The sequence below is a fragment of the Kitasatospora sp. NPDC057965 genome (genome assembly GCF_042887135.1).
GTDB lineage: Bacteria > Actinomycetota > Actinomycetes > Streptomycetales > Streptomycetaceae > Kitasatospora.
In genome coordinates this window covers 396,509-421,415 of the sequence record NZ_JBHVPZ010000002.1, presented here as the reverse complement: position 1 = coordinate 421,415, position 24,907 = coordinate 396,509, and the positions used below count along the sequence as shown (strand labels likewise).

Sequence of the window (24,907 nt, the reverse complement as noted above, 5' to 3'; positions counted from 1 at the left end):
TCCGCATCGACGGCACGGTGAGCCGCGGTACCGAACGCCCAGGGCTCAGCGGGCGTCGAGTCCGGCCAGTCGCTGGAGGGCGTGGCGCATCTGATCGACGCTCTGCGGGCGCGTGTCCAGGGTGAGGTGCGTGGACGCGCCCTCGATGTACGTGTTGATCGCTCGGGCGGTTTCCTCGTCGAAGTGCGCCCGGAGTGCGGTGAATCCGGCGTCGATCATCTCGTGGACCAGCGGGCGGAATTCGGCGCGGTGAGAGGCGATGGCGTACAGCTCGTACGTGAGATGGTAGATGTTCTGGTCCTCGCCGAAGTCGTCGTAGATGAGCGAGATCACCGCATCGATGGCGTCGGCGGGTCCTTCGGTGTGCTGGAACCTCCTCTGGACGATGTCGCGGATCCGCTGGGTGAAGCGGTGGAACGCCTCGTAGAGGAGTTCGTCGATGCCGGAGAAGTGATACGTCATCGAGCCGAGCGGGACTCCGGTGCGCTTGGCGACCGCCCGGTGGGACGTTCCTGCCACGCCCTGTTCCGCGATGCAGTCGACGGCGGCGTCAATGATGCGGTCCCGACGTCCCGCGTCGACTTGCCTGGCCATTCGGTTCCGCCTCCGGACTGCGTATGGGCTGCGCGTTGTACGGGGACGATCGTACGCGAGCCGACACGGCGGGTGGCCGCCCCGTCGGGCGACCACCCGCTGGTCTAGTCCGTCAACCAGACGGCGCAGTCGGTGGGAAGGAGGTCCGTCACGCCGTCCGTGCTCGCCACGAGCACTCGCGCGCTCGCGGGAATCGGCCAGGGCTCGGAGCCGAGGTTGAGCACGATCCGGGTGGTTCCCCGATCGTTGGTGACGTCCAGTGCCACGACGTCCGGTCGGAGGTCGACGAGCGCGAGCGACCCGTTCCCCAGCTGTCGCTGCCGCCGTACGGCGAGCAGGCTCCGGTAGAGCTCCAGGGTGGAGCCGTCGCGGCCGCGTTGCCGGTCCACGGCGTAGTCGCCGAAGTCGGCGGGCTGCGGGAGCCACGAGGCGCCGGTGTCGTTGAAGCCGAACGCCGGGGCGTCCTTCTTCCAGGGGATCGGCACCCGGCATCCGTCACGGCCGAGGCGGTGCCCGCCCCCGCGAAGGAAGTCGGGGTCCGTGCGGGCCTCGGCGGGGAGCTCGATCACCTCTCGAAGGCCGAGTTCCTCGCCTTGATACAGATACGAGCTGCCGGGGAGCGCGAGCATGAGCGCCGTCGCCGCCCGCGCCCTGCGCAGGCCGAGTCCGGTGTCCGGCCGGGGCTCGGTGGCCTCGAGGATCCACGGTGCCATCGTCGGGTCGGCCCGCACGAGCCGGGTCGCGTGACGAATGACGTCGTGGTTCGAGAGCACCCAGGTCGCCGGCGCGCCGACGGAGTCCGCGTTCCGCAGCGTGGTCCTGATCTGCGCCCGCAGGGCATCGGCATCCCAGGTCGCGCGCATGTAGTCGAAGTTGAACGCCTGCTGGAACTCGTCCGCTCGCACGTACAGGGCGAGCCGGTCGTGGGGCGTCACCCAGGCCTCCGCGACCATCGCCCGCTCCCCCGGGTAGCCGTCGAGGATCGCCCGCCACTGCTGGTAGATGTCGTGCACACCGTCCTGGTCGGCGAACGGCACGGCGTTGGTGGGGAGCGCGCCCCTGTTGTACGCGTCCCAGTCGGCATCGAAGTCCAGAAGGCCCGGCGCCTTGACCAGGTGGTGGGCGACGTCGATCCGGAAACCGTCGACGCCCCGGTCCAGCCAGAACCTCAGTGTCCCCGCGAACATCTCCCGTACTTCGGGGTTCTCCCAGTTGAGATCGGGCTGCTTTCGGTCGAAGAGGTGCAGGTACCACTGCCCGTCCGCCACCTGGGTCCACGCCGGTCCGCCGAACTCGCTGGGCCAGTTGTTCGGCACCCCGGGCGAGTCGACGAACCAGTACCGGGCACGCTCGGGAGACCCCGGACCGGCTGCGAGTGCCGCCTGGAACCAGGGATGCTCGTCACTCGTGTGGTTGGGCACGATGTCGATGATCACCCGGATACCGAGCGCGTGCGCGGTCGCGATCAGGTCGTCGGCATCGGCGAGCGTTCCGTACATCGGATCGACGTCGCGGTAGTCGGCGACATCGTAGCCGCCGTCCGCTTGCGGGGAAGGGTAGAAGGGGGAGATCCAGATCGCGTCGACACCGAGGTCGTGAAGGTAGGCGAGGCGGTTCTTGATGCCGCCGAGATCGCCGTTCCCGTCGCCGTCCGAGTCGGCGAACGAGCGCGGGTACACCTGGTAGATCACCGCGGTGCGCCACCATTCCGCAGTGCCGAAGGCGTCATGTATGGGTTCGACGGCGGAATCGGGTGTCGCGTGGTGCGTTCGCGGGCTCATGCCGCGCCCTCCGGAGCGGGAGAAACGGACTCGGCACGGCGCTTGCGCAGGTCCGCGAGGATCTGCGGGTGCTCCTTGTCGAGGTGGTAGAAGGCCAGGACGGCGGCCATCGCGATGGCGAAGATCAGGGGCAGCCATATGAAGACGAAGTCGATCGCACCGAGGGCGGATGCCGGCTGGTTCGCGCCGCCGCCCTCCCGGAAACCGCCGAATCCGAGCATCCAGCCGATGGCGACACCGCCGAGAGCGCCGCCGATCTTCTGCCCGATGGTCGCGCCCGCGAAGACGAGCCCCTCGGCGCGAATACCGCTGCGCCACTCCTCGTACTCGATCGTGTCGGCGACCATACCGAACAGGACCGCGAACATGCTTCCCACACCGACGCCGCCGATCGAGAGGCCGGTGAGGACGACCGGAAGCGCCGTGGGGGCCGTCGCGATGACCAGTTGTCCCACGACCATCGCGGCGCATCCGAGCAGCGAGATGTTGCGCTTGCCGATCCGCCTCACCAGGGGAATGGCGAGGAACACACCGGCGAACTCGACGATGGTGCGGAACGTGAAGAGCATCGTCGCGAGGTTCTCGTCACCGAGCGCGTACTGGGCGTAGTACGGGTAGACCCCGACAAGGCCGTACGCCGACAGCAGCAGGATCCCGAGGAGTGTGAGCTGGAGCCAGTACTTGTTGCGCAGCAACGACGCGAGACCCTCACGGGTCGTGAACGGACGGCCCGCCGCTACGGCGGGGATGGCCGCGTCGGACGAACCGGCCTCGTCCGGCGCGCGATGCGAACCGATGCGCTCCTTGCAGAACACGAACACGATGAAAAAGAGGACGACGGCAAGTCCGCCGTACAGGGAGAAAGTCAGCGTCCACGCGCCGGCGCCTCCCCCGAACGCGTCGACGAGGGGCATGGTGAGCGCGGCGACGATGAGTGTCCCCACATACGCGCCGACCATGCGGAACGTGCTCAACAGGCCGCGTTCGCCGGAGTCTTCGGTCATAAGAGCACTGAGAGCCCCGTAGGGGATGTTCATCGCGGTATAGATGACGACACCGGAGAGCATGTAGGTCGCGAATGCGTAGACTACCTTCCCGGTCTCGCCGAGGTCCGGCGCCGAGAACAGAAGTGCGGCACTCACGCCATAAGGAACGGCAAGGAAGAGCAGCCACGGCCGGGCTTTCCCGAACCGCGAGGTGAGCTTCTCCATCAGGACGCCGACGGCGAGGTCCCAGACTCCATCAAGCAGGCGGGCCACCAGGAACATCGTGCCGACGGTAGCTGCCGGAATTCCGACGACCTCGGTGTAGAAGAACATGAGGTATGTGCCCGTGGCGACATACACGAGGTTGAACGCGAGGTCGCCGGTCGAGTAGGCGACTTTCTCCGGAAATGGGACACGGCCTGCCACCGAGCCGCCGATTCTTGACATCACAAACGGTCCTTTCGAGGCTCCGGAAGAGCGCCTCGTCGCTGAGGTGAGGAAAGGCATGCGTTGCGCACACGCACCGCTTCATGGGCGGTGCGCGGAGTCGCTGTCGGCGGCCGTTCACGCCGAGATGATGTACGACCGTACATCATCGATGTGTACGACCGTACATCAAGCGTTCGTCCCGCGCTAGCCTGGTATTTCGTGAGCCGATGCGGCTTTCGTCCAGCGCCACGACCCGGCGGCTGGAGGCCGTCGGCCGCCGCTGCGGCCTGCCACGACTGCCGCAGGTGGGCCCGTCCTCACCCGCCCGCGCAACCAGGTCCCCGCGCGGGCACCGGGACTCGCCCACGACCTGGTCGTCCGCGGTGAGCGCGCCCGTCTCGACGGCGCGGACGACAGCGACGCGCCGAACCGAGCGGTTCGACACCACGCCACCCCGACGACCTGACCTGAGCCGGCTCATTCCGGGCCCGGTCCTGACCCGTCGTTTCCGGCGTCGGGTGCGGGGTGGAAGCCGCAGCCGCAGCGGGGGTCGGAGATCGGTCACTGCGCAGCGTCATCAACGGTGGGCAGAGTCTCCGCGCGGCCTTGTCGGGGTCGGGGTGGCTGGACGGTCTACTGGGAGTGGCGCAGCAGGTCGCGGCCCTGTGCGGCCGACGTCGCCGGTGCCGTCACCCCGCCGCCTCGTGCAGGGTGGCGCGGGCGGTGCGGGCCACTTCGTCGATCTGGAGGTCGGTGTACCAGGCCCTGCTGTAGACCAGGTCGACGGTCAGGCGGCCGCGGTAGCGGCTGACGACCGCGAAGAGCATCGGGACGTGGCCCAACGGGGCGAGCCGTACATCGCCGATCCGCAGTCCTGCGGGCAGAACCGGTTCGGCGATGGTTCCGACGTTGGTGATGACCAGGCTGGGCGGGTGCTGGTCGAGCATGTAGGGGAAGGCCGCCAGTTCCATCGCCGCGGCCCCGCTCTCCAGGTCCGCGCGTAGTCGGGCGTCCAGGTCGCGTCCGACGTCGACCGGGTGGGCGTGGTCGTCGACCATGAGGCGGATGGAGGTGGTGGTGGCCGCCGACTGCAGGACCTCGGTCGGGATCGGTGGGGAGAGTCTGCGGCGCATGTCCACGGCCGTGGTGCACAGCAGCCGAATCGGTCCGCAGGCGGGGAACAGGGTGCGCAAGCTGGTCAGCAGGATGCCGCTGACCAGCGCGTTGACCGTGAGAGAGGCGTCGTGGGCACGCTGTACGAGCCGTTCGCAGCGGTCGGCGTCGACGTCGATGCCGATGACGCGGAAGCTCGGATCGGTGCCGGGGCCGCCGTTGAGGGAGGCGTGGGCGGGCAGGAGCGCGGGCGGGGACTCGGTATCCACCCGGGCCCGCTCGGCGACGAAGTCGCGCAGTTCCCGCGCGGGGAAGCGGGCCGCGAGCAGATCGTCGAGCGCCGGGCCCAGGACCGGCTGGACGGGGGCGGCGGCCACGTGTCGGCCGGCGGCCAGGTCAGCGTAGAAGGACCACAGGCGCCGGTGGAGGGCCTGGTAGCTCATCGCGTCGGCGAACGCCCGCGGCAGCGTCATCACCAGCCTGCTGCGGCCCTGACGGTTCGGCTCGCGCAGCAGCGTGACCCGCAGCAGTGGGCCCTGCGCCCAGGTGAGGGGCGCGTTGATCTCCTCCTGCAGATCAACGCCGCACCCCAGGACCGGCCCAGGACCGGCCGGGTGGGTACGGACCAGCCGCCGACCCTGCTCGTCCGGGGCGGTGATCGCGCCGGCCAGTAGCGGATAGCAGGCCACCAGCCGGGCCAGCGCCCGCGACAGGACCCCCTCGTCCAGTTCTCCGATGACCTCGCAGTGCAGCACCAGGCGAACCCCGGCCGCGGCGATGGCCGCCTCGTGCGGCGCCAGAGGACGCTCCACCACACTCCCCCTCGCTGTCTGCCCGACTGACAAGAGCACCATCACTTCTGACGGCAACCGCAGACTCCAAATCGGCCCCTATTCACCCGGACGAGCGACAGCGGCGACCTACGGACCCGCCCCTTCTGCGCCCGCGACCGCAAGCCGATCCTCCGCCCGACGTTTGGACGAGGACCTGATCGGCCCACTCTTGCAGTTCCGCAACATCGGGGTGCCGGCGGGCAACCACTGGACCACCCAGCACGACGGCGCCGGGTTCGGCACACTACCTCTCCCGCACCGCCATGGCCAAGGCCGACATCTTCGTCAACTCCCCCAACGAGACCGCCTACTTCGACCTCGACCTCGACCTCGACCTCGACCAGGCGGACGAGCGCCGGCACCTGAGGGACCATCGCGGGCCGCAGGGCCGGGGCGCCGTCGAAGGCCGCCCCGGCCACCGGCCGCGCGCAGGTGTCGGGCATCCGGCTCAGCACCGCCTTCTCGGGCTCGGTGGCGCTGAGGCCGTAGACGTACTTGGCGTCGGTCCACGCACCGGAGTAGGTGCACCAGCACGCCGTGGCCGACGGACACCAGGTGTCCGGGCTCCTGCCGCCTTTCGAGCGGCTGGAGCCGGCGGAGCGCACCAGCCGGCCGGGCTCGGCTCAGATGCTGCTGTTGAGCCATTCGGTGAGCTGTCCCTTGGAGAACGGGCCGACCCGGGTGGCGACGACCTTGCCGTTCTTGAACAGCAGGTGGGTCGGAACGGCGTTGACGTTGTACTTCGGCGGTGTGGCGGGACCGTTGTCGATGTCGTGGTTGGCGACGGTCAGGCGCCCGCCGAACTCGGCGGCGATCTGCGCGAGGACCTGCTGGGCCTGCTTGCTGGGCGCGGACCACTCCGCGAGGAAGGAGACCAGGGCCGGGCCGGACGCCTTGACGACCGTGGCGTCGAAAGTGGCATCGGTGACCTGGACGACGGTGCCGCTCATGAAGCTCTCCCGAAGGTGTCGGCGCGGGCCCTGTCCCATCCCCGCGTGCGGGGAAGGGACAGGGCCCGCAGGCGGGGTCAGGGGGTGGTGAGGCCGAACCAGTACTCGAAGGTGTCGAGGAGGGCGTTGAGCGTGTCGAGCGGGTCGATGGTGCCGCTGGTCACGGTGAGGGAACCGTCGGCGAGCAGCTGGTCGGGGGTGGCAGCGGCGATGGCGAGCCGGTTGAGGCCGTCGCGGGTGATGTCGTAGACGGCGTCGGCGGTGGCCGCGTCGAGGGTGCCGGGGTACTGGACGAGGACACCGTTGCGCACCCGCAGGGTGTAGGTGGTGGGGTCGTCCGGGATCCCGTCGGTGACGGTGAGACCGATGGTCAGGGGCCGGCCGGCCGCGTTGGGTCCGTTGAGGCGGATGCCGAGGTAGTCGAAGAGCATGTCCAGCGGCATCGCGGCGAGGACCGGCGGGGTGATGATCTGCGGGGAGGGCAGCGTGACGGGGCTGTCCACCGGGCGGACACGCAGTTCGTTGGCGGCGGCGAGGTAGAAGTTGCGCCACGGCCCGCTCTCGGCCTGGTAGCCGAGCTGTTCGAGGATGTCGGCCTGGAGGCCGCGGGCGCCGGTGTTCGTCGGGTCGGCGAAGACCACGTGGGTGAGGAGTTCGGCGGCGAACCGGTAGTCCTGGGCGGTCTTGGCGTTGTCGAAGGTCGACCGGGCGATGTCCACGACCTTGTCCGCGCCGCCGAAGGCGTCGACGTACCGGGCTCCGGCCTCCTCGGGCGGCAGGGTGTGCAGGTGTGCGGCGTTGCCGTCGTACCAGCCGAGGTAGCGCTGGTAGACGGCCTTGGAGTCGTGGTTGACGGTGCCGTAGTAGCCCCGGTTGAACCACTGCCCGGCCAGCGACTCGGGTACGGCGCCGTCGAGCTCCTCGCCGATCTCCGCCATGGTCAGGCCCTGGTTGGCCAGGCGCAGCGACTGGTCGTGCAGGTAGCGGTAGAGGTCGGCCTGCGAGGTGAGGAAGGAGCGGACCGTCTGCGGCTGCTCCTCGCTGTTCCAGCGGGGCCAGAAGTGGGAGGCGAACAGGGAGTCGGAGCGGTCGGCGTACCAGTCGGTGGACTGGATCAGGAACTGCGACCACGCCTTGGCGTCGCGGACCTGGGCGCCGCGCAGGCTGTAGAGGTTGTGGAGGGTGGGGGTGGCGTTCTCGGCCATGCACAGGGAGCGGATGTCGGGGAGGTAGAAGTTGAGTTCGGCCGGGGCCTCGGTGCCGGGGGTGAGCTGGAACTCGATGTTCACCGGTCCGAAGGTGTGGACGGTGCCGGGGGCGGCGAGGTCGGAGGTGACGGTGAAGGTGGGGGCGAGCAGTCCCGAGGTGCCCAGGGAGTTGGCCTTGCCGAGGCCGGCGTCCACCTGACCCTGCGCGGAGCGCTCCAGCAGGGAGCCGTACATGAACTGGGCGCGGCGCTGCATGGCGTTGCCCGCGTAGACGTTTTCGCTGACGGCGTGTTCCAGGAAGCCGTCGGGGGCGATGATCTCGACACCGTCGGGGAGGGTCCGGTTGTCCCACAGGCCCAGCACGCCGCCGTAGTGGTCGAGGTGGGAGTGGGTGAAGATCACCGCGCGGATCACCCGGTCGTCACCCCGGTGCTCGCGGTAGAGCGCGAGCGCGGCGGCGGCGGTCTCCTCGCTGATGAGAGGGTCGACGACGACGATCTCCCGGGAGGTTCCGGTGGGGTCCTCCAGGAAGGTGATGTTGGACAGGTCCAGGCCCCGGACCTGGTAGACGGCGTTCTCGACGACCTCGAACAGGCCCGCGTTCATGTTCAGCAGGGCGTTGCGCCACAGGCTGGGGTTGACGGTGTCCGGGGCCTGGCCGGTGAGGAACTGGAACGGTTCCAGCGACCAGGCGGGCACCGGACCGCCGCCCTCCTTCTCGACGGTGAAGTCGGCGGGCAGCGCGGCGATCAGGCCCCGGGAGGCGAACGCGGCCTCCGCGTCGGTGTCCGGGTCGGGCACCACGACGGCGGCGTTCAAGTCCCTCGTCAGGGAGGTGGCGGGCTGGGTCTGGGCACGGTCGGGAAGAGCCACGGGCTTTCCACACCTTTCGTCGGCGGTCGGGGTGGCCGGTACGGCGCGCGGGGAGGAGGTGAGGGGCAGGCAGTTCGACGTCGTGGCACGGCGGCCGAACCGACCTCACCTCCAACCAGGAAACACGTTGCGTAGCGACACGAGCACATACGGTACGGATGCGGTGTCGGGCTCCTGAAGTCCTGTTCCGGACAACCGGCCGACGAAATCAGCCGTCCGTCCGCCGCTCCGACGGGAACCTCCGCATCGCCGCCCCGGCGTGGCACTCCGGCCTCCCCGGCCGCGAGGCCAACGAGGAGGAGGACGGGGGGCGGTGGCTGGAGTGTCACCCGCACAGCTTCCGGGACTGGTGCCCGCTGCTGGGTCCCGAGTGGCACCAGAAGTTCTGGCAGTACTGCGACAGCGTTTTCGGCAAGCAGGAGTACTGCGTCAAGACCCCGCCCCACCCCCGCGGACGCCGCCCTGGCCCCCGGCGACTGATCGCCGCTGACACCACCGGACGGCCTGCGCCCCGCCGCATCCAGGTGTTGGGCACAGCACGTCCGGTGGGGAGGGAGGGTTCAGAGCACGCCGACGGTCTTCCAGGCGTTGTTGACGGCGTCCAGTTCGGCACCGGTGCCGTAGAGCTCCTCGGCGGCGGTCGCGGTCAGCTTGGCGAAGTCGGCGAACGTGGCCTCCTCGGAAAGCTTGCCGCCGGTGGCGGCGTCGTACCAGATCCGGCCGGCCTTCTCCCAGGCGTTGCCGCCGATGGCGGTGGCGGTGAGATGGAAGGCGCGGTTGGGGATGCCCGAGTTGACGTGCACTCCGCCATTGTCGCGGTGGATCGACATGTCGTGGTAGTCGTCCGTGTGGGCCGGCTGCGGGTCCTTGCCGAGCCTGGGGTCGTCGTAGGCCGTGCCGGGTGCGGCCAGCGAGCGCAGGGCCTTGGCCTTGACGCCCGCGGCGATCATCCCGATGCCGAGGAGCCAGTCGGCCCGGTCAGCGCTCCGGCCGAGAGCGTGCTGCTTGACGAGGGAAGCGAAGACGTCGGCGACGGACTCGGAGAGCGCCCCGGGCTCGAAGACGTACAGGAGCTGCGGGTCGCTGTGGTCGAGCTCCTTCTCCGCCGTCAGTGAGCGGCGTAGCAGGGTGAGGTACTCGTCGGCGCGCCGGTAGCGGTCCTGCTTGCCGAGCAGGTCGCCGTCCCGGGCGACGTCGAGGTCGCTGGGCCGACGATCACGTGGCCGCCGCCCGGCCGCCCGACAGCCCGTCCAGGGTGGCCGGTTGGCGGGCGGCGACGGTGGGCGCGGTGGTGCCGACGCTGTGGGCGACGGCGATCCGCAGCCGGCTGGCGGCGGCCAGGGCCCAGGTCGCCACCAGCCACGGGTCCGGCCAGGAGCTGGACTGCACCACGAGGGCGCTGTCCAGCCCGTCCTCCTCGTTCTCGCGGGCCGTCCTGGCGACGTGTCCGGGGTCGGCGGCGCGCTCCCGCAGGTCCGGGGCGAAGCGCAGCGCCTGCCGCTCGCGCGGTGTCCGGCCGTGTACGGGGGGCGGCTCTCACACCGCCCCGGATCTCCGGCTCCATTGCTCTGCCTCCGCGTTGGCGGGTGTACGGGGGGTGCGCGCCCTGCCCGGGCCCCTGCCGGGCCGTACCTGGACAGTGGCAGGGTGCCATGGACCGGGGCCGCGCTGCCCGGCGGCGCTACCCGGCGGCCGGGCCGAGCCGGGCCAGGGTGTCGAGAAGTCGGGCCCGGCTGACGAAGACCTCGGGCGGCAGCGACACGTACAGCTGGATGGTGGTGACGCCGGGCCGGTGGTACCGCAGGATGCGCTCCCGGCACTCCTCGGGCGAGCCGGAGACGAACAGGCCGTCGACCACCTCGTCCGGCAGCGCCCGCTGCGAGCCCTCCGGGTCGCCGGCCGCCCAGCGCTCGTGGGCCTCCTTCAGCAGTTCGCCGTGGCCCAGCCACTCGTGGAACTTGCGGTAGGGCTCGCGGTTGAGGATCCAGGCCAGGAACGGCCGGGAGGCCCGGTGCGCGTAGTCGGCGTCCTCGGTGGGACAGACGAACACCTTGACCACCAGTTCCTTGCCCGGCGGCTGCGGCCCGACGGCGTCCAGCACCTTGGGCACGTCCTCGGGGAAGAGCAGGTTGGTGATCGCGCCGTCGCCCTCGTTGAAGCCGAGCTTCAGCATGCCGGGGCGCAGCGCGCCCAGGATCACCTTGACCGGTTCGACGGGCGGGTGCGGCAGCCGGTAGCCGGTGATCGAGAAGGTGTCGAAGTCCCCGGCGATGTGCTCGCCGCGCAGTGCCCGGGTGAGGAAGCGCAGGACGTCCCGGGTGCGCTTGAACGGTTCGTCGAAGGGGATGCCGTTGATGTCGGTGACGTGCGCCGGCACGGACGCGCCGATTCCCAGCAGCAGGCGGCCGGGAGCGAGTTGGGCCAGGGTGGCGGCGGTCTGGGCGAGTACGGCGGGGCCCCTGGTGTGCACCGGGACGATGCCGGTGCCGATCCGCAGCGAGGGGGACCAGGCGGCGGTGGCGGCCAGCGGGGTGAAGGCGTCGGTGCCGCCGCCCTCGGCGCTCCAGACGTCGGTGTACCCGAGTTCCGGCAGCCGTTCGACGATGAAGCGGTGCCGGTCGATGGTCAGGCCGGGCAGTGGGAGGGTGATGCCCCACTTCGGCGGCTCGGCGCGGCGGTCGGGTGCGTGCGGGGTGGTCATCGAGCGGCCTTCTCTCGTACGGGGGTCACTACTTGCCGACCCAGACGGTGGTCAGGTCGATGAACCAGGACTGCGGCTGCACCAGGCCCTGCACCTTGGGCGAGAGGGCGCGCGGGTTGCGGTCGTTGACCACGAACAGCCAGGGCGCGTCGGCGGTCACCAGGGAGAGCGCCTGCCGGTAGTCGGCCTGCCGCTTGGCCTGGTCGGGCTGGGCGGAGGCGGAATTCAGCAGTTCGTCGACCTTGGGGTTGCTGTAGTGGCCCGTCCAGAACGGGCTCTTGGAGCCGATGAACAGCGGCAGCAGCGCCTCGGACTGGAACAGTGTGGTGGACTGCGCGATGGCGTCCGAGCCGAGCGCGACCTGGCCCTTGGCCTCGGCGCCGATCAGCGTGGACCAGTCGGTGGTGCGCAGTTCGACCTTGATGCCGACGGCTGCCAGGTCGCGTTGGATGGCCTCGGCGATCGGCACGGGCAGCAGGTTGCCGGAGCCGCCGGTGGGCACCGTCACGGAGGTGCTGAAGCCGCCGGCCACCCCGGCCTCGGCGAGCAGCGCCTTGGCCTTGGCCGGGTCGTAGCCGTAGGCGTCGCCGGCCGGGTCGTAGGCGAAGGTGGCGCGCGGGGCGGCCTGGAGGGCCGGGTCGGCGGTGCCGCGCAGCAGCTTCTCGGCGATGGCCTGCCGGTTGACGGCGAAGTTGGCGGCCTTGCGCACCCGGGGGTCGTTCCAGGGCGCCCTGGAGGTGTCGAGGATCCAGTACCAGATGTGGTCGTAGCTGTTGGTGGCGATCCGGACGCCGTCCCGCTGGAGGCTCTCGATGTCGTCGGGGTTGGGGTACTCGATCCAGTTGACCCCGCCGGAGCGCAGTGCGGCGGTGCGGGCGGCGGCGTCCGGCAGCGGCTTGACGACCAGCCGGTCCAGTTTGGGCGCGCCGCGCCAGTAGGATTTGTTGGCGGCCAGCTCGATCTGCTGGCCCTCGGTGTACGAGACGAAGGAGAACGGGCCGGTGCCGACGGGCTGCTTGGCGAAGTCCTTGGAGCCGGTCTTCCTCACCGCGGTGGGGCTGGCGATCAGAACGTGCGCCAGGTCTTCGGGGAAGTGGCCGTTGGGGTCCTTGGTGACCAGTTCGACGTGGTCGGCGTCGAGCTTGCGGTAGGTGGTGATGGAGCCCGCGTACTCCTCGGCGGCGGCGCCGATCGCGTCGGTGTAGTACTCGCTCTGCTTGTTGAGGTAGCGGTCCAGGTTGAACAGCACGGCGTCGGCGTCGAGAGGGGTGCCGTCCTGGAAGGTGACGCCCTTGCGCAGCTTGAAGGTCCAGGTGCGGGAGTCCTCGGCGACCTTCCAGGACTCGGCGAGCGCGCCGGTGACGGCCGGCGGGCGGTCGGTGACGGACAGGTCGTAGCGGGTCAGGCCCTCGTAGATCTGGAAGCTGACCAGCCGCTTGCCCTCGAAGCCGGCCCCGCCGATCACGGTGTCGGGGTTGGGCAGCTTGCCGGTGGCGCCGACGACCAGGGTGCCGCCCCGGCCCTCGCCGCCGGCGGCCGGGGCCTCCGCCCCGGAGCCGCAGCCGGCAGCGGCGAGCAGCACGACAGCGGCGGCCGGCAGCGCGCCGGCTCTGGGGCTGATGCGGGCGGGGCGGTGGTGCGTCATGGCTGTTCCTTGTCGCTGGTCGGGTCGGCGGTACGGGGACGGGGAAGGGGCGGCGGAAGGGCGCGTGGTCGGGGTCTGGAGGGGTGGCGATGGGGCGACGGGACGTGCGGTTGTGGACGGGCTCCGTCGCGGGCGCCCGCGAGGACGGGCGCCGGCCCGCACCCGGCGGCCGCCAGCAGGGCCCGGGTGTACGGGTGGGCGGGGGCCGACCACAGGGTGTCGGCGCTGCCCTCCTCGACCACCCGGCCGTGCCTCAGCACCAGCACCCGGTGCGCGAGCCGGCGGACCACCGCCAGGTCGTGCGAGATGAACAGGTAGGCCAGGCCGGTGCGTTGCTGGAGTCCGGCGAGCAGGTCCAGCAGGTTTTCCTGCACCGCGGGGTCCAGGGCGGAGGTCGGCTCGTCGCAGACCACCAGGTCCGGCCGGGTGGCCAGGGCCCGGGCCACGGCCACCCGCTGGAGCTGCCCGCCGGACAGCTCCCGGGGGTAGCGCGCGGCCAGCTCGGCGCCCAGGCCGACCTGCCCGAACAGCTCCGCCACGGCGGCGCGCCGCTCCCGGCGCGGGGTGCCGTGCAGGCGCAGCGCGGTGGCCACCGCCTCGCCGGCCCGCAGCGCGGGGTTGAGGGAGCCGCGCGGGTGCTGCGGCACGAACTGGAGCCGGGCGCGGACGGGTCGGGCCCGCCGCCCGCGCAGCCCGTACGGGTCCTGTCCGGCGAACCGGACGGTGCCCTCGTCGGCGGCGAGCAGGCCCAGGGCGAGCCGGGCCAGCGTGGACTTGCCGGAGCCGGACTCGCCGACCAGGCCGACCGTCTCGCCGGGTGCCACCCGCAGGCTGACGCCGTCCAGGGCGAGGGTGCCCCGGCGGAAGCCCTTGCGGACCTCGGTGATCTCCAGCAGCGGTGTGCCGGCGGCGGACTCGGCGCTCATTGGCGGCCTCCCGGTTCGGCGGCCATCAGGCCATCGGCAGCATCGGCGGCAGGGTCGGCTTCGGCATCGGCATCGGCGGCGGTGCCGGGACTCGCGCCGAGCACCTGCTCGGTCGGCCCGGTGCCGACGATCCGGCCGGCCCGCAGCACGGCCACCCGGCCGCCGATCCGGCGGGCCGCCGTCAGGTCGTGGGTGACCAGCAGCAGGGCGATGCCGCGCTCGCGGCGCAGCTCGCCGAAGAGGTCGAGGACGCGGCCCCGCACCAGCGCGTCCAGGGCGGTGGTGGGCTCGTCCGCGATCAGCAGCTCGGGTCCGCAGCAGACCGCGATGGCGATGGCCGCGCGCTGGCGCAGCCCGCCGGAGAGTTCGTGCGGGTAGGCGCGGGCTACGCGCTCCGGTTCGGCCACCCCGGCCTCGGCGAGCAGGGCGGGCACGGCCTTCCGGGCGGCCCGGCGGCCGTCGGCCCGCCGGTGGCGCAGCAGGACTTCGGCGAGCTGCGGGCCGATCCGGCGCAGCGGGTCCAGCGAGCCGGTCGGGTCCTGCGGGACGTATCCGATCCGGGCGCCGCGCACCCGGGACCAGCCCCGGGCGTCCAGGGCCCGCAGGTCGGTGCCGCAGAGCGTCACCGAGCCGCTGACCCGGGCCCCGCGCCCGGGCAGGCCGAGCACCGTACGGGCCGCGGTGGACTTGCCGCTGCCGGACTCGCCCAGCAGGACCAGCGCCTCGCCCGCATCGACGGAGAAGGAGACCCCGTCCACCGCCCGGACTCCGCCGGGGTACTCCACGGCCAGTCCGGCCACGTCCAGGACACTCATCGGCCCGCCTCCGGAAGGTGTGCTCCGCTGTCGCCGATCCGCCGGCGCAGCCGCTCGCCGAGGATGTTGAAGACCACCGAGACCAGCAGGATCACCAGGGCCGGCTGCACCGCCACCCACGGGTGGGTGAACAGGCTGGGGCGCAGCTCGTCGAGCATCGCGCCCCACTCGGCGGTGGGCGGCGCCACGCCCAGGCCCAGGAAGGACAGCCCGGCCGCGTACACCACGGACAGGCCGACCAGCGAGGCCGCGTACACCAGCACCACCGGCGCGACCACCGGCACCACCTGGCGCACCGCCAGGTCCAGCCCGCCGGCCCCGCTGACCCGGGCGGCCTCCAGGTACTCGGCGGTGCGGATGCGCCGCACCTCGGTGAAGGCCACCCGGGCCACCGCCGGGGTGAGCACCACCGAGAGCGCGAGCACGGTGGCGCCCAGACCGGGCCGCAGCAGGGTGGCCACCGCGATGGCGAGCAGCACCCCGGGGAAGGCGTACAGCACGTCGAGGGTGCGCAGCAGCGCCTGCTCGGTGACCCGGCCGCCCAGCCCGGCGGCTATGCCCAGCAGGGTGCCGGCGGTGACGGCCACCAGCACCGGTACCAGGCCGCCGACCAGCGAGGCCCGGCCGGCCCAGACCAGCCGGCTGAGCACGTCCCGGCCCTGGCCGTCGGTGCCGAGCGGGTGGCCGGGGGCGCCCGGGTCGAGCAGCCGGTCGTCCAGCGAGCCGGCCGCCGGGTCGTACGGGGCCACCAGCGGCGCGCCGAGGGCGAGCAGCACCAGCAGGGCGGCGGCCCCGGCGGAGAGCAGCAGCAGGACGTCCCGGGGGGCGCGCCGGACGGCTCCTGGTCCGGCGGGTCCGGCGGATTTGGCGGATTTGGCGGTCAGCGTCACGGTCAGCTCCGCACGCGCGGGTCGATCGCCGCGTGCGCGGCGTCCACCAGCAGGTTGATCCCGACGAAGGCGACCGCCACCACCAGCACCCCGCCCTGGACGAGCGGCAGGTCGCGGGCGGTCAGCGCGTCGTACAGCAGCCGGCCGACGCCCGGCCAGGCGAACAGGGTCTCCACGAAGACCACGCCCTCCATCAGGTAGGCGAGTTGCAGGCCGCCGATGGTCAGCAGGGCCGGCGAGGCGTTGTGCACGCAGTGCCGCAGCACCGCGAGCCGGCTCAGGCCGCGGGCCCGCAGGCTGTCCGCCAACTCCCCCGCCAGCACGGCGGAGAGCGCCGCCCGGAACACCTTGGCCGTCAGGCCCAGCGGTACGAGTGCCGCCGCCACGGCGGGCAGCACCAGGTGGCGCAGCAGGTCGCCCGCGCCGCCGTCGCCGAACACGTCGTGGGTGCCGCCGGCCGGCAGCCAGCGCAGGTTGACCGCGAACACCGCGATCAGCAGCAGCGCCACCGAGTACTGCGGCGCGGAGACCGCCAGCGTGCCCAGCGCGTCGCAGAGCCGGCCCAGCGGGCCGTTCGGCCGCAGCGCGCCGAGGGCCCCCAGCAGCACCCCGCCGGCCAGCACCAGCAGGAAGGCGGCGCCGGTCAGCAGCAGGGTCCGGCCGAGCGCGGAGCCGAGCAGTTCGGCCACCGGGCGCTGCGCCGAGATGGAGACCCCGAGGTCGCCGCCGGCCGCCTCGCCCAGCCAGCCGAGGTAGCGCAGCGGCAACGGCTCGTCCAGGCCCAGTCGTTCGGACAGCTCGCGGCGGGCCTCCGGCGGGGCGCCGGGCCCCAGCAGCGCGGTCAGCGGATCGCCCGGCACCAGGGCCACCGTGGCGAACACCACCGCCGTCACCCCGAGCAGGGTCGGCACCGTGAGCAGCAGGCGGCGCAGCAGGAACCCGGTCATCCGCGCCCCCTTCGGGGCTGGGCCGCGCCGGGTCGGGCGGCCGTCCGGTGGTCGGCGGCGGGCATGGCGGAATTCCTTTCCGGACGGGGCCGGTGGCACCGGCGGGCGGTCTGCGGGGGACCTTCGAGGGGGGGCGGCCCCGACGGTGGGCCGGGACGCGCCGGAGCTGTCCGGGGCACGCCGGAACGGCTCGGCGCACCGGGTGGGCGGCGGAAGGTCGACGTCATGAAGATCGCGGATGGGCGGCGTTGACAGCCAGTCAGCAGTTCATGCTGTTACCCCCGGTCATAGGATCGGCCGCGCGGGGCAGCCGGCTACCGCCTCCGCCGGACCGCCGTCCCGTCCTTGACCTGCTACGAGGCCCGGAACTACCCTGGTGGCATGGCAATCCGGCGGACCGGCTTCACCCTGGTCGGTATCGGCGGCTCGTGGCACCGCAGGTGTTTCGACGAGCTGTGTTCTCGCGCTCTCCAGCGCTGACGCCGAGCCCCGACCCCGGCAGCAGCGCTCCCGCACCAGGCCCGTACGCCCCGCCGCCCGCCGTCTCCGGCCCGCGACCTCCGTACCAGGCCCCGCCGCAGCAGCCGTGCCCACGAGCCGGCCCGCCACGTCCAAGGGAACCGCACCCGCCATGCCGCAGTACGCCCCGTCGCAGTACGCACCCGCCCAGTACGCCCCCCAGCGCGCCCTCCCCACCGGCGCCCGGGACCCGCATCCGCACCGGGCCCCGCACCGGGGCAGCGCCCGCCGGCTCTCCCACATCGGCGTCGGCCCGGTGATCGGGGCCGAGGCACTGCACAGCGAGATCGACAACCCGCTCGACCTGATCGCCGGTCACCAGCTGCTGGCCGAACCCGGCCCGCAGCCCGCCGCACCGGCCGCCGCCTGCGACTGCGGGCACCCGGTGTGCGGCAGCGAGGAGGCCGCGGCCGGCGCCACCCGGGTCTTCCTGGTCGAACGGCACCCCGTGGCCAGTGCCGGCCTGCGGTCCGTACTGGCCACGGCGCCGGGGCTGACCGTGGTCGGCAGCACCGGGGACCCGGCCGCCGCCGTGGCCGCCGTCCGCCGGGTACGGCCGGACGTCGTCCTGCTGGGCCGGGGCGCCTCGCTCGGCGAGGACCTGGCCGCCGCCGTCGCCCTGCGCGGGCCGGAGGGCGCCCCGGACACCCGGGTCGTCCTGCTGCGACGCGCCGAGTCCACCGCCGAAGCCAGCCGCGTCCTGCTGGCCGGCGCCGTCGGCTGCTTCCCGCTGGAGCTGCCCGAGGACCGCATCATCGGCGCCGTCCAACTCGCCGCCGCCGGCGGCTCGGTCTTCCTCCCCGCTCCGCCCCCGGCCCGCGTCCACCCCGCCGGCCTGGCCGGCCAGGCCGCCGAACCGCCCCTCCAGCAGGTCGGCCTGACCGAACGCGAACGCGAAGTCCTCGCCCAGCTCGCCCGGGGCCTCAGCAACGCCGAGATCGGCCGCGAACTCGCCCTCGCGGAAGCCACCGTGAAGAAGCACCTCACCTCCGCCATGCGCAAGACCGGCCACTCCGACCGCCTCCGCGCCGCTCTCTACGCCCACCGCCACGGCCTCGCCGGCTGACCCGCCACCGACCTCAGGGGCGCGAGGAACCGCGCGCAGCACCAGACCCCCAAAGCCACACTCAACCCACCCACAACCACCCCGTTCCCACCCCAGCCACCGCGCGCCCCCGAGGGCGACCTTCGGCGCACTCCCGGTCTCCGATCGTCGCCACAAGTGGCTCCGTTCGGGGCTACTCCCCCCACCAGCCCCCTTCATACGGTTGCGACACCGCGATCCGCCGAAGGGGGTGACCCGTTGAGCACTCCGCCCGAGGGTGCCGTAGCGCCCGCGCCGGCCACCGCCGTTCTGCCGGTGGCCCGCCCCGGTCTGCCGCCCGAGCTGCCCCCGTCCCCGTACCGTTCGATGTCGGACGCCGCGCGTTCGGCGCTGTGGCGCCGCCGCCTGCACGAGGCCGAGGCCGGCCTGACCACGTTCCTGGTGTCCCGTCGGGACGAGGTCCACCCGACCGACTGGTTCGCCCTGCAGTCCGCCGTATCCGCGGATCTCCCCGAGGAGCGTTCGGCCGGCGCGCCCGAGTGGCAGCGGGTGTTCTTCCGGGGCAAGGCGCTGACGGAGCGCTTCCTGGTGTCCCGATACGGCGAGCCGGTCAACCGCTACGACCAGAGCAGCGCCCGCGAACGGCTGCTGCGCCTGATCGACACCGCCCCCGAGCCGCACGCCGCCACCGCAGCCGGCACCGCCCCCGAGGAGGCCCGGCAGTGACCGCATCCGCCATCGAGATCCAGGCCGGCACGCTGGCCGGCTACGCCGACGCCAGCCGGCTGCGCCAGGTCCAGGACCGCACCGGATAGCCGAGGCCACCGAGCGGCTGACCCGCTTCCCCGGCCGCACCGTCCTGCACCGGGCTGACCTGACCGATCCGTACGGCTGCCGCTCTAGTCTGAGGTACGACGCAGCCCCCCCCGAGGAGCCCACGCCATGTCATCTCCCCTCGCCAGCCAGGAACTCGGCGCGTTTCTGCGCGCCCACCGCGAGCGGCTCAAGCCCGCCGATGTCGGCCTGCTGTCCACCGCACGCCGCCGCACCCCGGGCCTGCGCAGGGAGGAGGTGGCCTCGCTCTCGGGGGTCGGGCTGGCCTGGTACACCTGGCTGGAGCAGGGCCGGGTGACCACCTCTCGGCAGGTCCTGGAGGCGGTCACCCGGGCGCTGCGGCTGGACGCGGCCGGGCTGCGGCACGCCATGCGGCTGGCCGGCTACCACGAGCCGGCCGCCCCGGCGGACGGCGCCGCCGCCCGGCTGGCCAGCGCCGTCCAGCCGGTGCTGGACTCCTGGCCGGCCAGCCCGGCCGTGCTGCTGGACCGCCACTTCGACATGCTCGGCTGGAACGCCGCCTGGGCCGCGCTCTGGGGCCCGCCGGAGGCCGTCCCCGCCGACCGGCGCAACCTGATGTGGCTGATGGCGGCCGACCGCAGGCTGCGCGGTGTGCTGCGCGACTGGGAGCCGCTGGCCATGAACGTCTTCCAGCACTTCCGCGCCCAGGCCGGCCCGGCCCTCGCCGACCCGCGCACCGGCGAGCTGTACCGCCGGCTCGACCAGGACGCACCAGAGCTGCGCCACTGGTGGGGCTGCCACTCGGTGGCCGAACTGACCGCCCGCACGGTCACCGTGGAGCCGGCCGGCGTCGGGCCCGTCCGGCTCTCGCTCTCCTCCTTCCACCCGGTGGACGACCCCTCCGCCCTGGTGCTGCTCTTCACCCCGGTCGCCGCCGAGGACCGCAGCCGGATGACCGACCTGGTGGACCGCCCGCTGCGCCCGCTGCCCGTCCAGCAGGCGGGCTGACCGCACCGCACCGGCACGCGCCGAAGCCCGTACGGAACCCCGTACGGGCTTCGGTGCTCCCCTTCTGCGCCGCTCTCCCCGGTCGGTATGGTCGCCCTGGTGTGGGCGATCAAGCAGTTCGGCGAGGAGTCCACCTCGCCGTGCCCTCCGCCTGGGCCGCCCTCGCGCTCGCCGCGCTCACCCTCACCTGGTTCGTACGGCGCTGCCTGCGCAGCGACCACCCCCTGCTCGACCTGGGGCTCTTCAAGAACCGGCAGTTCTCCGCCGACATCATCGCCGCCCTCGGTACGATCAGCCGCCGCATCGGCTCCCGTGCCGTAGTCCTCCAGGAGTTCGACCAGCCGGCCCCAGCCGTAGGCGGCCTCGAACGCGACCGGGGTGCCGATCGGCAGATCCCCGATCACCCCGAGCACCGTCTCCACGCCGTTGGGGACGTTGCGGTTGACCCGCACCGCGCCGTCCTCGTCGATCACGGCGATCTGGGACCGCTTGCGGTGCACGTCGATACCGACGTAGCAAGACACCCGGGAGTCGACACCATGGCCACCATCAACCTCGTCCGCGGCATGGGCAGCCTCTTCAAGGAGTGCGAGCACCCCGAGAGCCGGTGGCCGAGGTGCCCGCACGAGTACAAGATCCGCTACCGCAACGCCGCCGGACGGCAGACCGAGGAGTCCGGCTTCGCCACCCAGGACAGCACTCAGGCAAACGCTCACCATGAGGGAGTACTCGAGGAACGTCGAGGTGCCACCGCGCTGGTCGGCGAAGAGTCCGAACGATCATCCCAGGTACTGGTCGGCACCGGTCTGGCCACGCCTGATAGTTTGCGATAGCCATGGTGTTCGGGAAACCGGTCTGAGTCCGGTGCGGCCCTCGCCACTGTTGCCGCGGAGTGCCGCGGCCCTCGCTGACCGGCTCCGCCAGCGGTCAGGGCCACTGGGACGGCTCGAAGAGCCACCCGGGAAGGTCGGCTGCGGTGCGTCGATGCGGAAGCCAGGAGACCGGCCACGGCGCGACATGTTCCACGAGGGTTTTGGAGAACACGTGCCCCGCACTTTGCCGTACCCGTTTGCGTCCATACGTTCCGCACGCCCCACAGGTCGGGTACGTGCCGGCCGGGCGGTCGCGGCCGTTCTGTTCACCGGTGTGCTCGGCGCCTGCGCAGGCGCCCCCGCGCCCGTCGCGTCCACTGCGACGGGCGGAAGCGCTGCGCCGGTCAGCGTGGACAACTGCGGGACCACTGTGACGGTCGGCGCCCCGCCCGAGCGGCTGGTGACGCTCAACCAGGGTGCCACCGAGGTGGCCCTGGCCCTCGGCCTGGAGTCCCGCATGGCCGGAACCGCCTATCTCGACAACCCCGTCCCGGAGAAGTGGAAGGCGGCCTACGACTCCGTCCCGGTGCTCTCCAAGGACTACCCGACGAAGGAGAAGCTCCTCACCGCCCGGCCCGACTTCCTGTACGCCTCCTACTCCAGCGCGTACACCGAGAAGGTCGCGGGCACCCGGGAGGAACTGCGCGGCCAGGGCATCGCGTCCTACCTGTCCCCGTTCGGCTGCTCGGACAAGAGTCAGGTACCGCCGACCACGTGGCAGGCGATGTGGGGCGAACTGAACGACGTCGCCAAGGTGTTCGGCGTACCGGAACGGGCCGCCGCGATTCAGCGGCAGCAGGAGGACCAGCTGGCGGGGTTCACGGCGACGGCAACGGGCAAGAACCTGAAGGTCCTGTGGTTCGACTCGGACACCAAGACGCCGTACGTCGGCGCCGGCCACGGCGGACCGCAGCTCGTGCTCGACGCCGTGGGCGCCCGCAACGTCTTCGCGGACCTGCCCGGCAGCTGGCAGAGCGTGAGCTGGGAGAAGGTCGTCGCCGCGGATCCCGACGCCATCGTGCTCGCGGACGCCGACTGGGACACCGCCCAGTCCAAGATCGACTACCTGCAGGGCGACCCGGTGCTCAGCAGGCTCACCGCAGTGCAGCGCAAGGCCTTCGTGGTGGTGCCGTTCTCCGAGTCGACCCCCGGTGTGCTGCTCGCCGACGGCGCCGCCCGGGTGTCGGCGGAACTGGGCCGACTGCGCCAGGGTTCATGACCGCCGCACCCCGCCCCGCCGTGCGGCCCGCCGGTCGGGGCCGCACGGCGGGGGTCCTGGCCGCGGCCGGAGCCCTGCTCCTGACCACCGTGCTCCTCGGTCTGGCCGTGGGCTCGCAGCACGAACCGGTCCGGACGGTGATCGAGGTCGTGGTGCGCCGTCTCGGGCTGGGCGACCCGCACGTGACGCTGCTGGACGACCAGATCGTCTGGCAGTTGCGGCTGCCCCGGGTTCTGGGAGCGGCTGCCACCGGCGCCGGCCTCGCGGTCTGCGGCGCCGTGCTGCAGACCCTGACCGGCAACGACCTGGCCGATCCCTTCCTGCTCGGGATCTCGGACGGGGCCGCCGCCGGCGCCGTCACCGTGATCGTCCTCGGCGTCGGCGTGTCCGGCGCCGTGGGTACCGGCGCGGTGGCGACGGCGGCGTTCGCCGGTGCCCTGCTCGCCGCCGTGGTCGTGCTGGCCCTGGCCGGTGCCCGCACCCGAACGCTGCCGACCACCCGGACCGTGCTGGCGGGCATCGCCGTGGGACAGATGTGCGGGGCCTACACCTCCTTCGCCGTGCTGGTCCTCGGGGACCGCAACGCGGCGCGCGGTGTCATGGAGTGGACGCTCGGCTCGGTCGCCGGCGTGCGGTGGCCCACCGCCGTCTTCCTGACCGCGGTCGCGCTGGCCGGCATCACGGTCCTGGCCTCCTCGGCCCGTGACCTGGACGCCTTCGCGTTCGGCGAGACCGCCGCCCGCTCCCTCGGCGTCCACGTCGAGCGCACCCGCTGGGTCCTGGTCGCCACCGCCGCACTGGTGACCGCCTGTCTGGTCGCCCAGACCGGCGTGATCGGGTTCCTCGGCCTGGTCGTGCCGCACGTGGTCCGGCTCGTCTGCGGCCCGCGCCACGCCCTCCTGCTGCCCGTGTCGGCACTGGTGGGCGCGTCCCTCCTGGTGGGCAGCGACATCGTGGCGCGCTCGGTCCTCCCCGACCGGGAGATCCCCGTCGGCGTCGTCATGGCCGGGCTCGGAGCACCGTTCTTCGCCTGGCTGCTGTGGCGCCAGGGGCGGGCCGAGGGGAGGGGACAGTGACGGCGACGCCCCCCGTCGAGCTGCGCGCCGAGGGACTCCGGGTCCGGGTCGGCGGAGCCACCCTGCTGGACGCGGTCTCGCTCGCGTTCGCCCCCGGCCGGGTCACCGGCCTGCTCGGGCCCAACGGCGCAGGGAAGACCACCCTGCTGCGCACGGTCGCCGGACTGACCAGGCCGAGCGCCGGACGGGTCCTCCTGAACGGGGAGGACCTGCACGCGCTCACGGCCCGCCGACGGGCCCGCGAGGTGGCCTTCATGGAGCAGCAGGCGGACACCCGGCTGTCGCTGCCGGTCCGTCAGGTCGTCGAGCTCGGACGCACCCCGCACCGCGGCCGCTGGCCCGTCCCGGCGAACGCCGCCGCCGACGCCCACGAACGGTCCGTGATCGCCGGCGCCGTCGCGGTGGCCGACGTCGGCCACCTGCTCGACCGGTCCTGGCCGACGCTGTCCGGCGGCGAGCGCCAACGGGTCCAGCTCGCGCGGGCGCTGGTGCAGGAGCCGGGCGTCCTGCTGCTCGACGAGCCCACCAACCACCTCGACCTGCGCCACCAGCTCGGCTTCCTCGGCACCGTGCGCGGGCTGGGCATCACCACGGTGGCCGCGCTGCACGACCTCGAACTCGCCGCCGCCTACTGCGACGACATCGCCGTCCTGCTCGACGGCCGACTGGTCGCCCACGGGCCCGGCCCGGAGGTGCTCACCTCGCCCATGATCGCGCACGTCTACGGCGTCGACGCCACCGTGGAACGCCACCCCCGGCACGACCGACCGCACATCCGGTGGAACGGACTGCTCCGCGAAAGGACAGCATCATGACCTCCCCTGTCCCGGACGCCCCCGCCCGCCGCAGCGCCGTGCTCCTGGTCGGCATGTCGGCCGGGGAGGCCGTCCGCCGTGACGAACTCCTCCGGACGGCCGCCTCGTACCGGGCCTCGATCGCGTTCCTGCAGCAGGCGGACCCCTCGCTGTCGGCCGAGCTGACCAGGCTGGCCGACGCGGGCACCGAGGCCGTGGTCGTGATCGGCGTCCGCCTCGCGGCGTCCGGCCCGGCGCAGTCCTGGCTGCGGCGGATCACCGCGTACTGGTGGCGCGAGCGCGCGGGCCACCGCCCCGAACTCCTCGTCGCGACCCGCCTCGCCGACTCGCCCGAGGCGGTCGCCACGGTGGCCGGGGTGACGAAGGCCGTCACCGGCGCGGAGCCCGGTCTCACGTCGGCGGCCTGGGAGGACGTCCCCGGCCACCGGCACCAGGTGCTGGTGTGCCGCGGCCCGCGCTGCACGGCCATGGGCGCGGAGGAAGGACTGCGCGCCCTGGTACAGGGGCTGACCGAGCAGGGCCTCGGCGACGACGACGTGCTCGTCACCCAGACGGGATGCCAGTTCCCCTGCAACCAGGCCCCCGTCGTCAGCGTCCAGCCCGACGACATCTGGTACGGGAAGGTCGACCCGGCCGCCGCAGACCGCATCGTCACCGAGCACCTCACCGGCGGACGACCGGTGGAGTCCCACCGGCTTCCCCGCCACCGGAAGGAGCAGACAGGCCACCACGGCTGATCACGATCACCGGCACAGGAGCGGGGTGAACCCCGTTCCCGGCCCGCGGCGATCCACCCACGGCGCGGTGAAGCAGCCTCGTCGGCATGGTCGGCCACGGCCCCGCCATTCGCCTCCTCGACCTCGGTAT

General features: G+C 72.6%; 21 protein-coding genes, 1 pseudogene and 1 riboswitch. Of the genes and pseudogenes, 8 read left to right on the top strand and 14 right to left on the bottom strand.

All coding sequences use genetic code 11. The features are described from left to right. Positions 1-45: 45 nt before the first annotated feature. The 14 genes and pseudogenes from ACFVVU_RS03865 to ACFVVU_RS03800 all read right to left on the bottom strand — a co-directional run bounded on the left by ACFVVU_RS03865 (position 46) and on the right by ACFVVU_RS03800 (position 16,691). Positions 46-594, bottom strand: a complete 549-nt coding sequence (locus ACFVVU_RS03865) for a TetR/AcrR family transcriptional regulator (protein WP_387788280.1) — start codon at positions 592-594, stop codon at positions 46-48. Positions 595-698: 104 nt separating this feature from the next. Beyond that, entirely contained in the window at positions 699-2,375 is a 1,677-nt protein-coding gene (locus tag ACFVVU_RS03860) for a glycoside hydrolase family 13 protein (protein WP_380682645.1), read from the bottom strand. Next, complete coding sequence (locus ACFVVU_RS03855) at positions 2,372-3,808, bottom strand: MFS transporter (RefSeq protein ID WP_380682644.1); 1,437 nt, start codon at positions 3,806-3,808, stop codon at positions 2,372-2,374. Before ACFVVU_RS03855 ends, ACFVVU_RS03860 begins: the two co-directional genes overlap by 4 nt. Positions 3,809-4,479: 671 nt before the next feature. Then, on the bottom strand, positions 4,480-5,715 hold the full coding sequence (locus tag ACFVVU_RS03850) for a condensation protein (RefSeq protein ID WP_387788279.1): 1,236 nt from the start codon (positions 5,713-5,715) through the stop codon (positions 4,480-4,482). Positions 5,716-6,359: 644 nt separating this feature from the next. Continuing rightward, positions 6,360-6,686: a thioredoxin domain-containing protein gene (locus ACFVVU_RS03845; RefSeq protein ID WP_387788278.1), complete on the bottom strand. Its 327-nt coding sequence runs from the start codon at positions 6,684-6,686 to the stop codon at positions 6,360-6,362. Between the two features lie 77 nt (positions 6,687-6,763). Next, complete coding sequence (locus ACFVVU_RS03840; protein ID WP_387788277.1) at positions 6,764-8,767, bottom strand: alkyl/aryl-sulfatase; 2,004 nt, start codon at positions 8,765-8,767, stop codon at positions 6,764-6,766. Between the two features lie 560 nt (positions 8,768-9,327). Next, positions 9,328-9,864, bottom strand: a pseudogene (locus tag ACFVVU_RS03835) (M4 family metallopeptidase); the annotation flags it as partial. Positions 9,865-9,982: 118 nt separating this feature from the next. Further along, entirely contained in the window at positions 9,983-10,240 is a 258-nt protein-coding gene (locus ACFVVU_RS03830; RefSeq protein WP_387788297.1) for an LLM class flavin-dependent oxidoreductase, read from the bottom strand. 208 nt (positions 10,241-10,448) lie between these two features. Beyond that, on the bottom strand, positions 10,449-11,468 hold the full coding sequence (locus tag ACFVVU_RS03825; RefSeq protein ID WP_380682639.1) for an LLM class F420-dependent oxidoreductase: 1,020 nt from the start codon (positions 11,466-11,468) through the stop codon (positions 10,449-10,451). Positions 11,469-11,496: 28 nt separating this feature from the next. Next, a complete protein-coding gene (locus tag ACFVVU_RS03820) occupies positions 11,497-13,113 on the bottom strand; it encodes an ABC transporter substrate-binding protein (protein ID WP_387788276.1) in 1,617 nt (538 codons plus the stop codon). Next, entirely contained in the window at positions 13,110-14,039 is a 930-nt protein-coding gene (locus ACFVVU_RS03815; RefSeq protein ID WP_387788275.1) for an ABC transporter ATP-binding protein, read from the bottom strand. The genes ACFVVU_RS03820 and ACFVVU_RS03815 overlap by 4 nt, the downstream gene beginning before the upstream one ends. Then, positions 14,036-14,854 carry an ABC transporter ATP-binding protein gene (locus tag ACFVVU_RS03810; protein ID WP_380682636.1) on the bottom strand — a complete coding sequence of 273 codons (819 nt, stop codon included), beginning with the start codon at positions 14,852-14,854 and terminating at the stop codon, positions 14,036-14,038. The genes ACFVVU_RS03815 and ACFVVU_RS03810 overlap by 4 nt, the downstream gene beginning before the upstream one ends. Then, positions 14,851-15,744, bottom strand: a complete 894-nt coding sequence (locus tag ACFVVU_RS03805; protein ID WP_387788274.1) for an ABC transporter permease — start codon at positions 15,742-15,744, stop codon at positions 14,851-14,853. Before ACFVVU_RS03805 ends, ACFVVU_RS03810 begins: the two co-directional genes overlap by 4 nt. Before the next feature lie 2 nt (positions 15,745-15,746). Further along, complete coding sequence (locus ACFVVU_RS03800; RefSeq protein WP_387788273.1) at positions 15,747-16,691, bottom strand: ABC transporter permease; 945 nt, start codon at positions 16,689-16,691, stop codon at positions 15,747-15,749. A gap of 631 nt (positions 16,692-17,322) precedes the next feature. On the opposite strand from ACFVVU_RS03800, the gene ACFVVU_RS03795 reads away from it, so the two are divergent. From ACFVVU_RS03795 to ACFVVU_RS03760, 8 genes are all read left to right on the top strand, one after another. Beyond that, positions 17,323-18,276: a LuxR C-terminal-related transcriptional regulator gene (locus ACFVVU_RS03795; RefSeq protein WP_387788272.1), complete on the top strand. Its 954-nt coding sequence runs from the start codon at positions 17,323-17,325 to the stop codon at positions 18,274-18,276. 237 nt (positions 18,277-18,513) lie between these two features. Next, positions 18,514-18,981, top strand: a complete 468-nt coding sequence (locus tag ACFVVU_RS03790) for a hypothetical protein (protein WP_387788271.1) — start codon at positions 18,514-18,516, stop codon at positions 18,979-18,981. Between the two features lie 216 nt (positions 18,982-19,197). Further along, complete coding sequence (locus ACFVVU_RS03785; RefSeq protein ID WP_380682629.1) at positions 19,198-20,058, top strand: helix-turn-helix transcriptional regulator; 861 nt, start codon at positions 19,198-19,200, stop codon at positions 20,056-20,058. A gap of 140 nt (positions 20,059-20,198) precedes the next feature. Next, positions 20,199-20,891: a hypothetical protein gene (locus tag ACFVVU_RS03780; protein WP_387788270.1), complete on the top strand. Its 693-nt coding sequence runs from the start codon at positions 20,199-20,201 to the stop codon at positions 20,889-20,891. Continuing rightward, a riboswitch (cobalamin riboswitch) is annotated at positions 20,878-21,083 on the top strand. It overlaps the preceding gene by 14 nt. A gap of 217 nt (positions 21,084-21,300) precedes the next feature. Beyond that, complete coding sequence (locus tag ACFVVU_RS03775) at positions 21,301-22,149, top strand: ABC transporter substrate-binding protein (protein WP_387788269.1); 849 nt, start codon at positions 21,301-21,303, stop codon at positions 22,147-22,149. Next, positions 22,146-23,225: a FecCD family ABC transporter permease gene (locus ACFVVU_RS03770; protein ID WP_387788268.1), complete on the top strand. Its 1,080-nt coding sequence runs from the start codon at positions 22,146-22,148 to the stop codon at positions 23,223-23,225. The genes ACFVVU_RS03775 and ACFVVU_RS03770 overlap by 4 nt, the downstream gene beginning before the upstream one ends. Next, complete coding sequence (locus ACFVVU_RS03765; protein ID WP_387788267.1) at positions 23,222-24,040, top strand: ABC transporter ATP-binding protein; 819 nt, start codon at positions 23,222-23,224, stop codon at positions 24,038-24,040. Before ACFVVU_RS03770 ends, ACFVVU_RS03765 begins: the two co-directional genes overlap by 4 nt. Then, positions 24,037-24,777, top strand: coding sequence for a ferredoxin (locus ACFVVU_RS03760; RefSeq protein ID WP_387788266.1), 741 nt, complete (start codon positions 24,037-24,039; stop codon positions 24,775-24,777). The genes ACFVVU_RS03765 and ACFVVU_RS03760 overlap by 4 nt, the downstream gene beginning before the upstream one ends. The last annotated feature ends 130 nt before the right edge of the window (positions 24,778-24,907 follow it).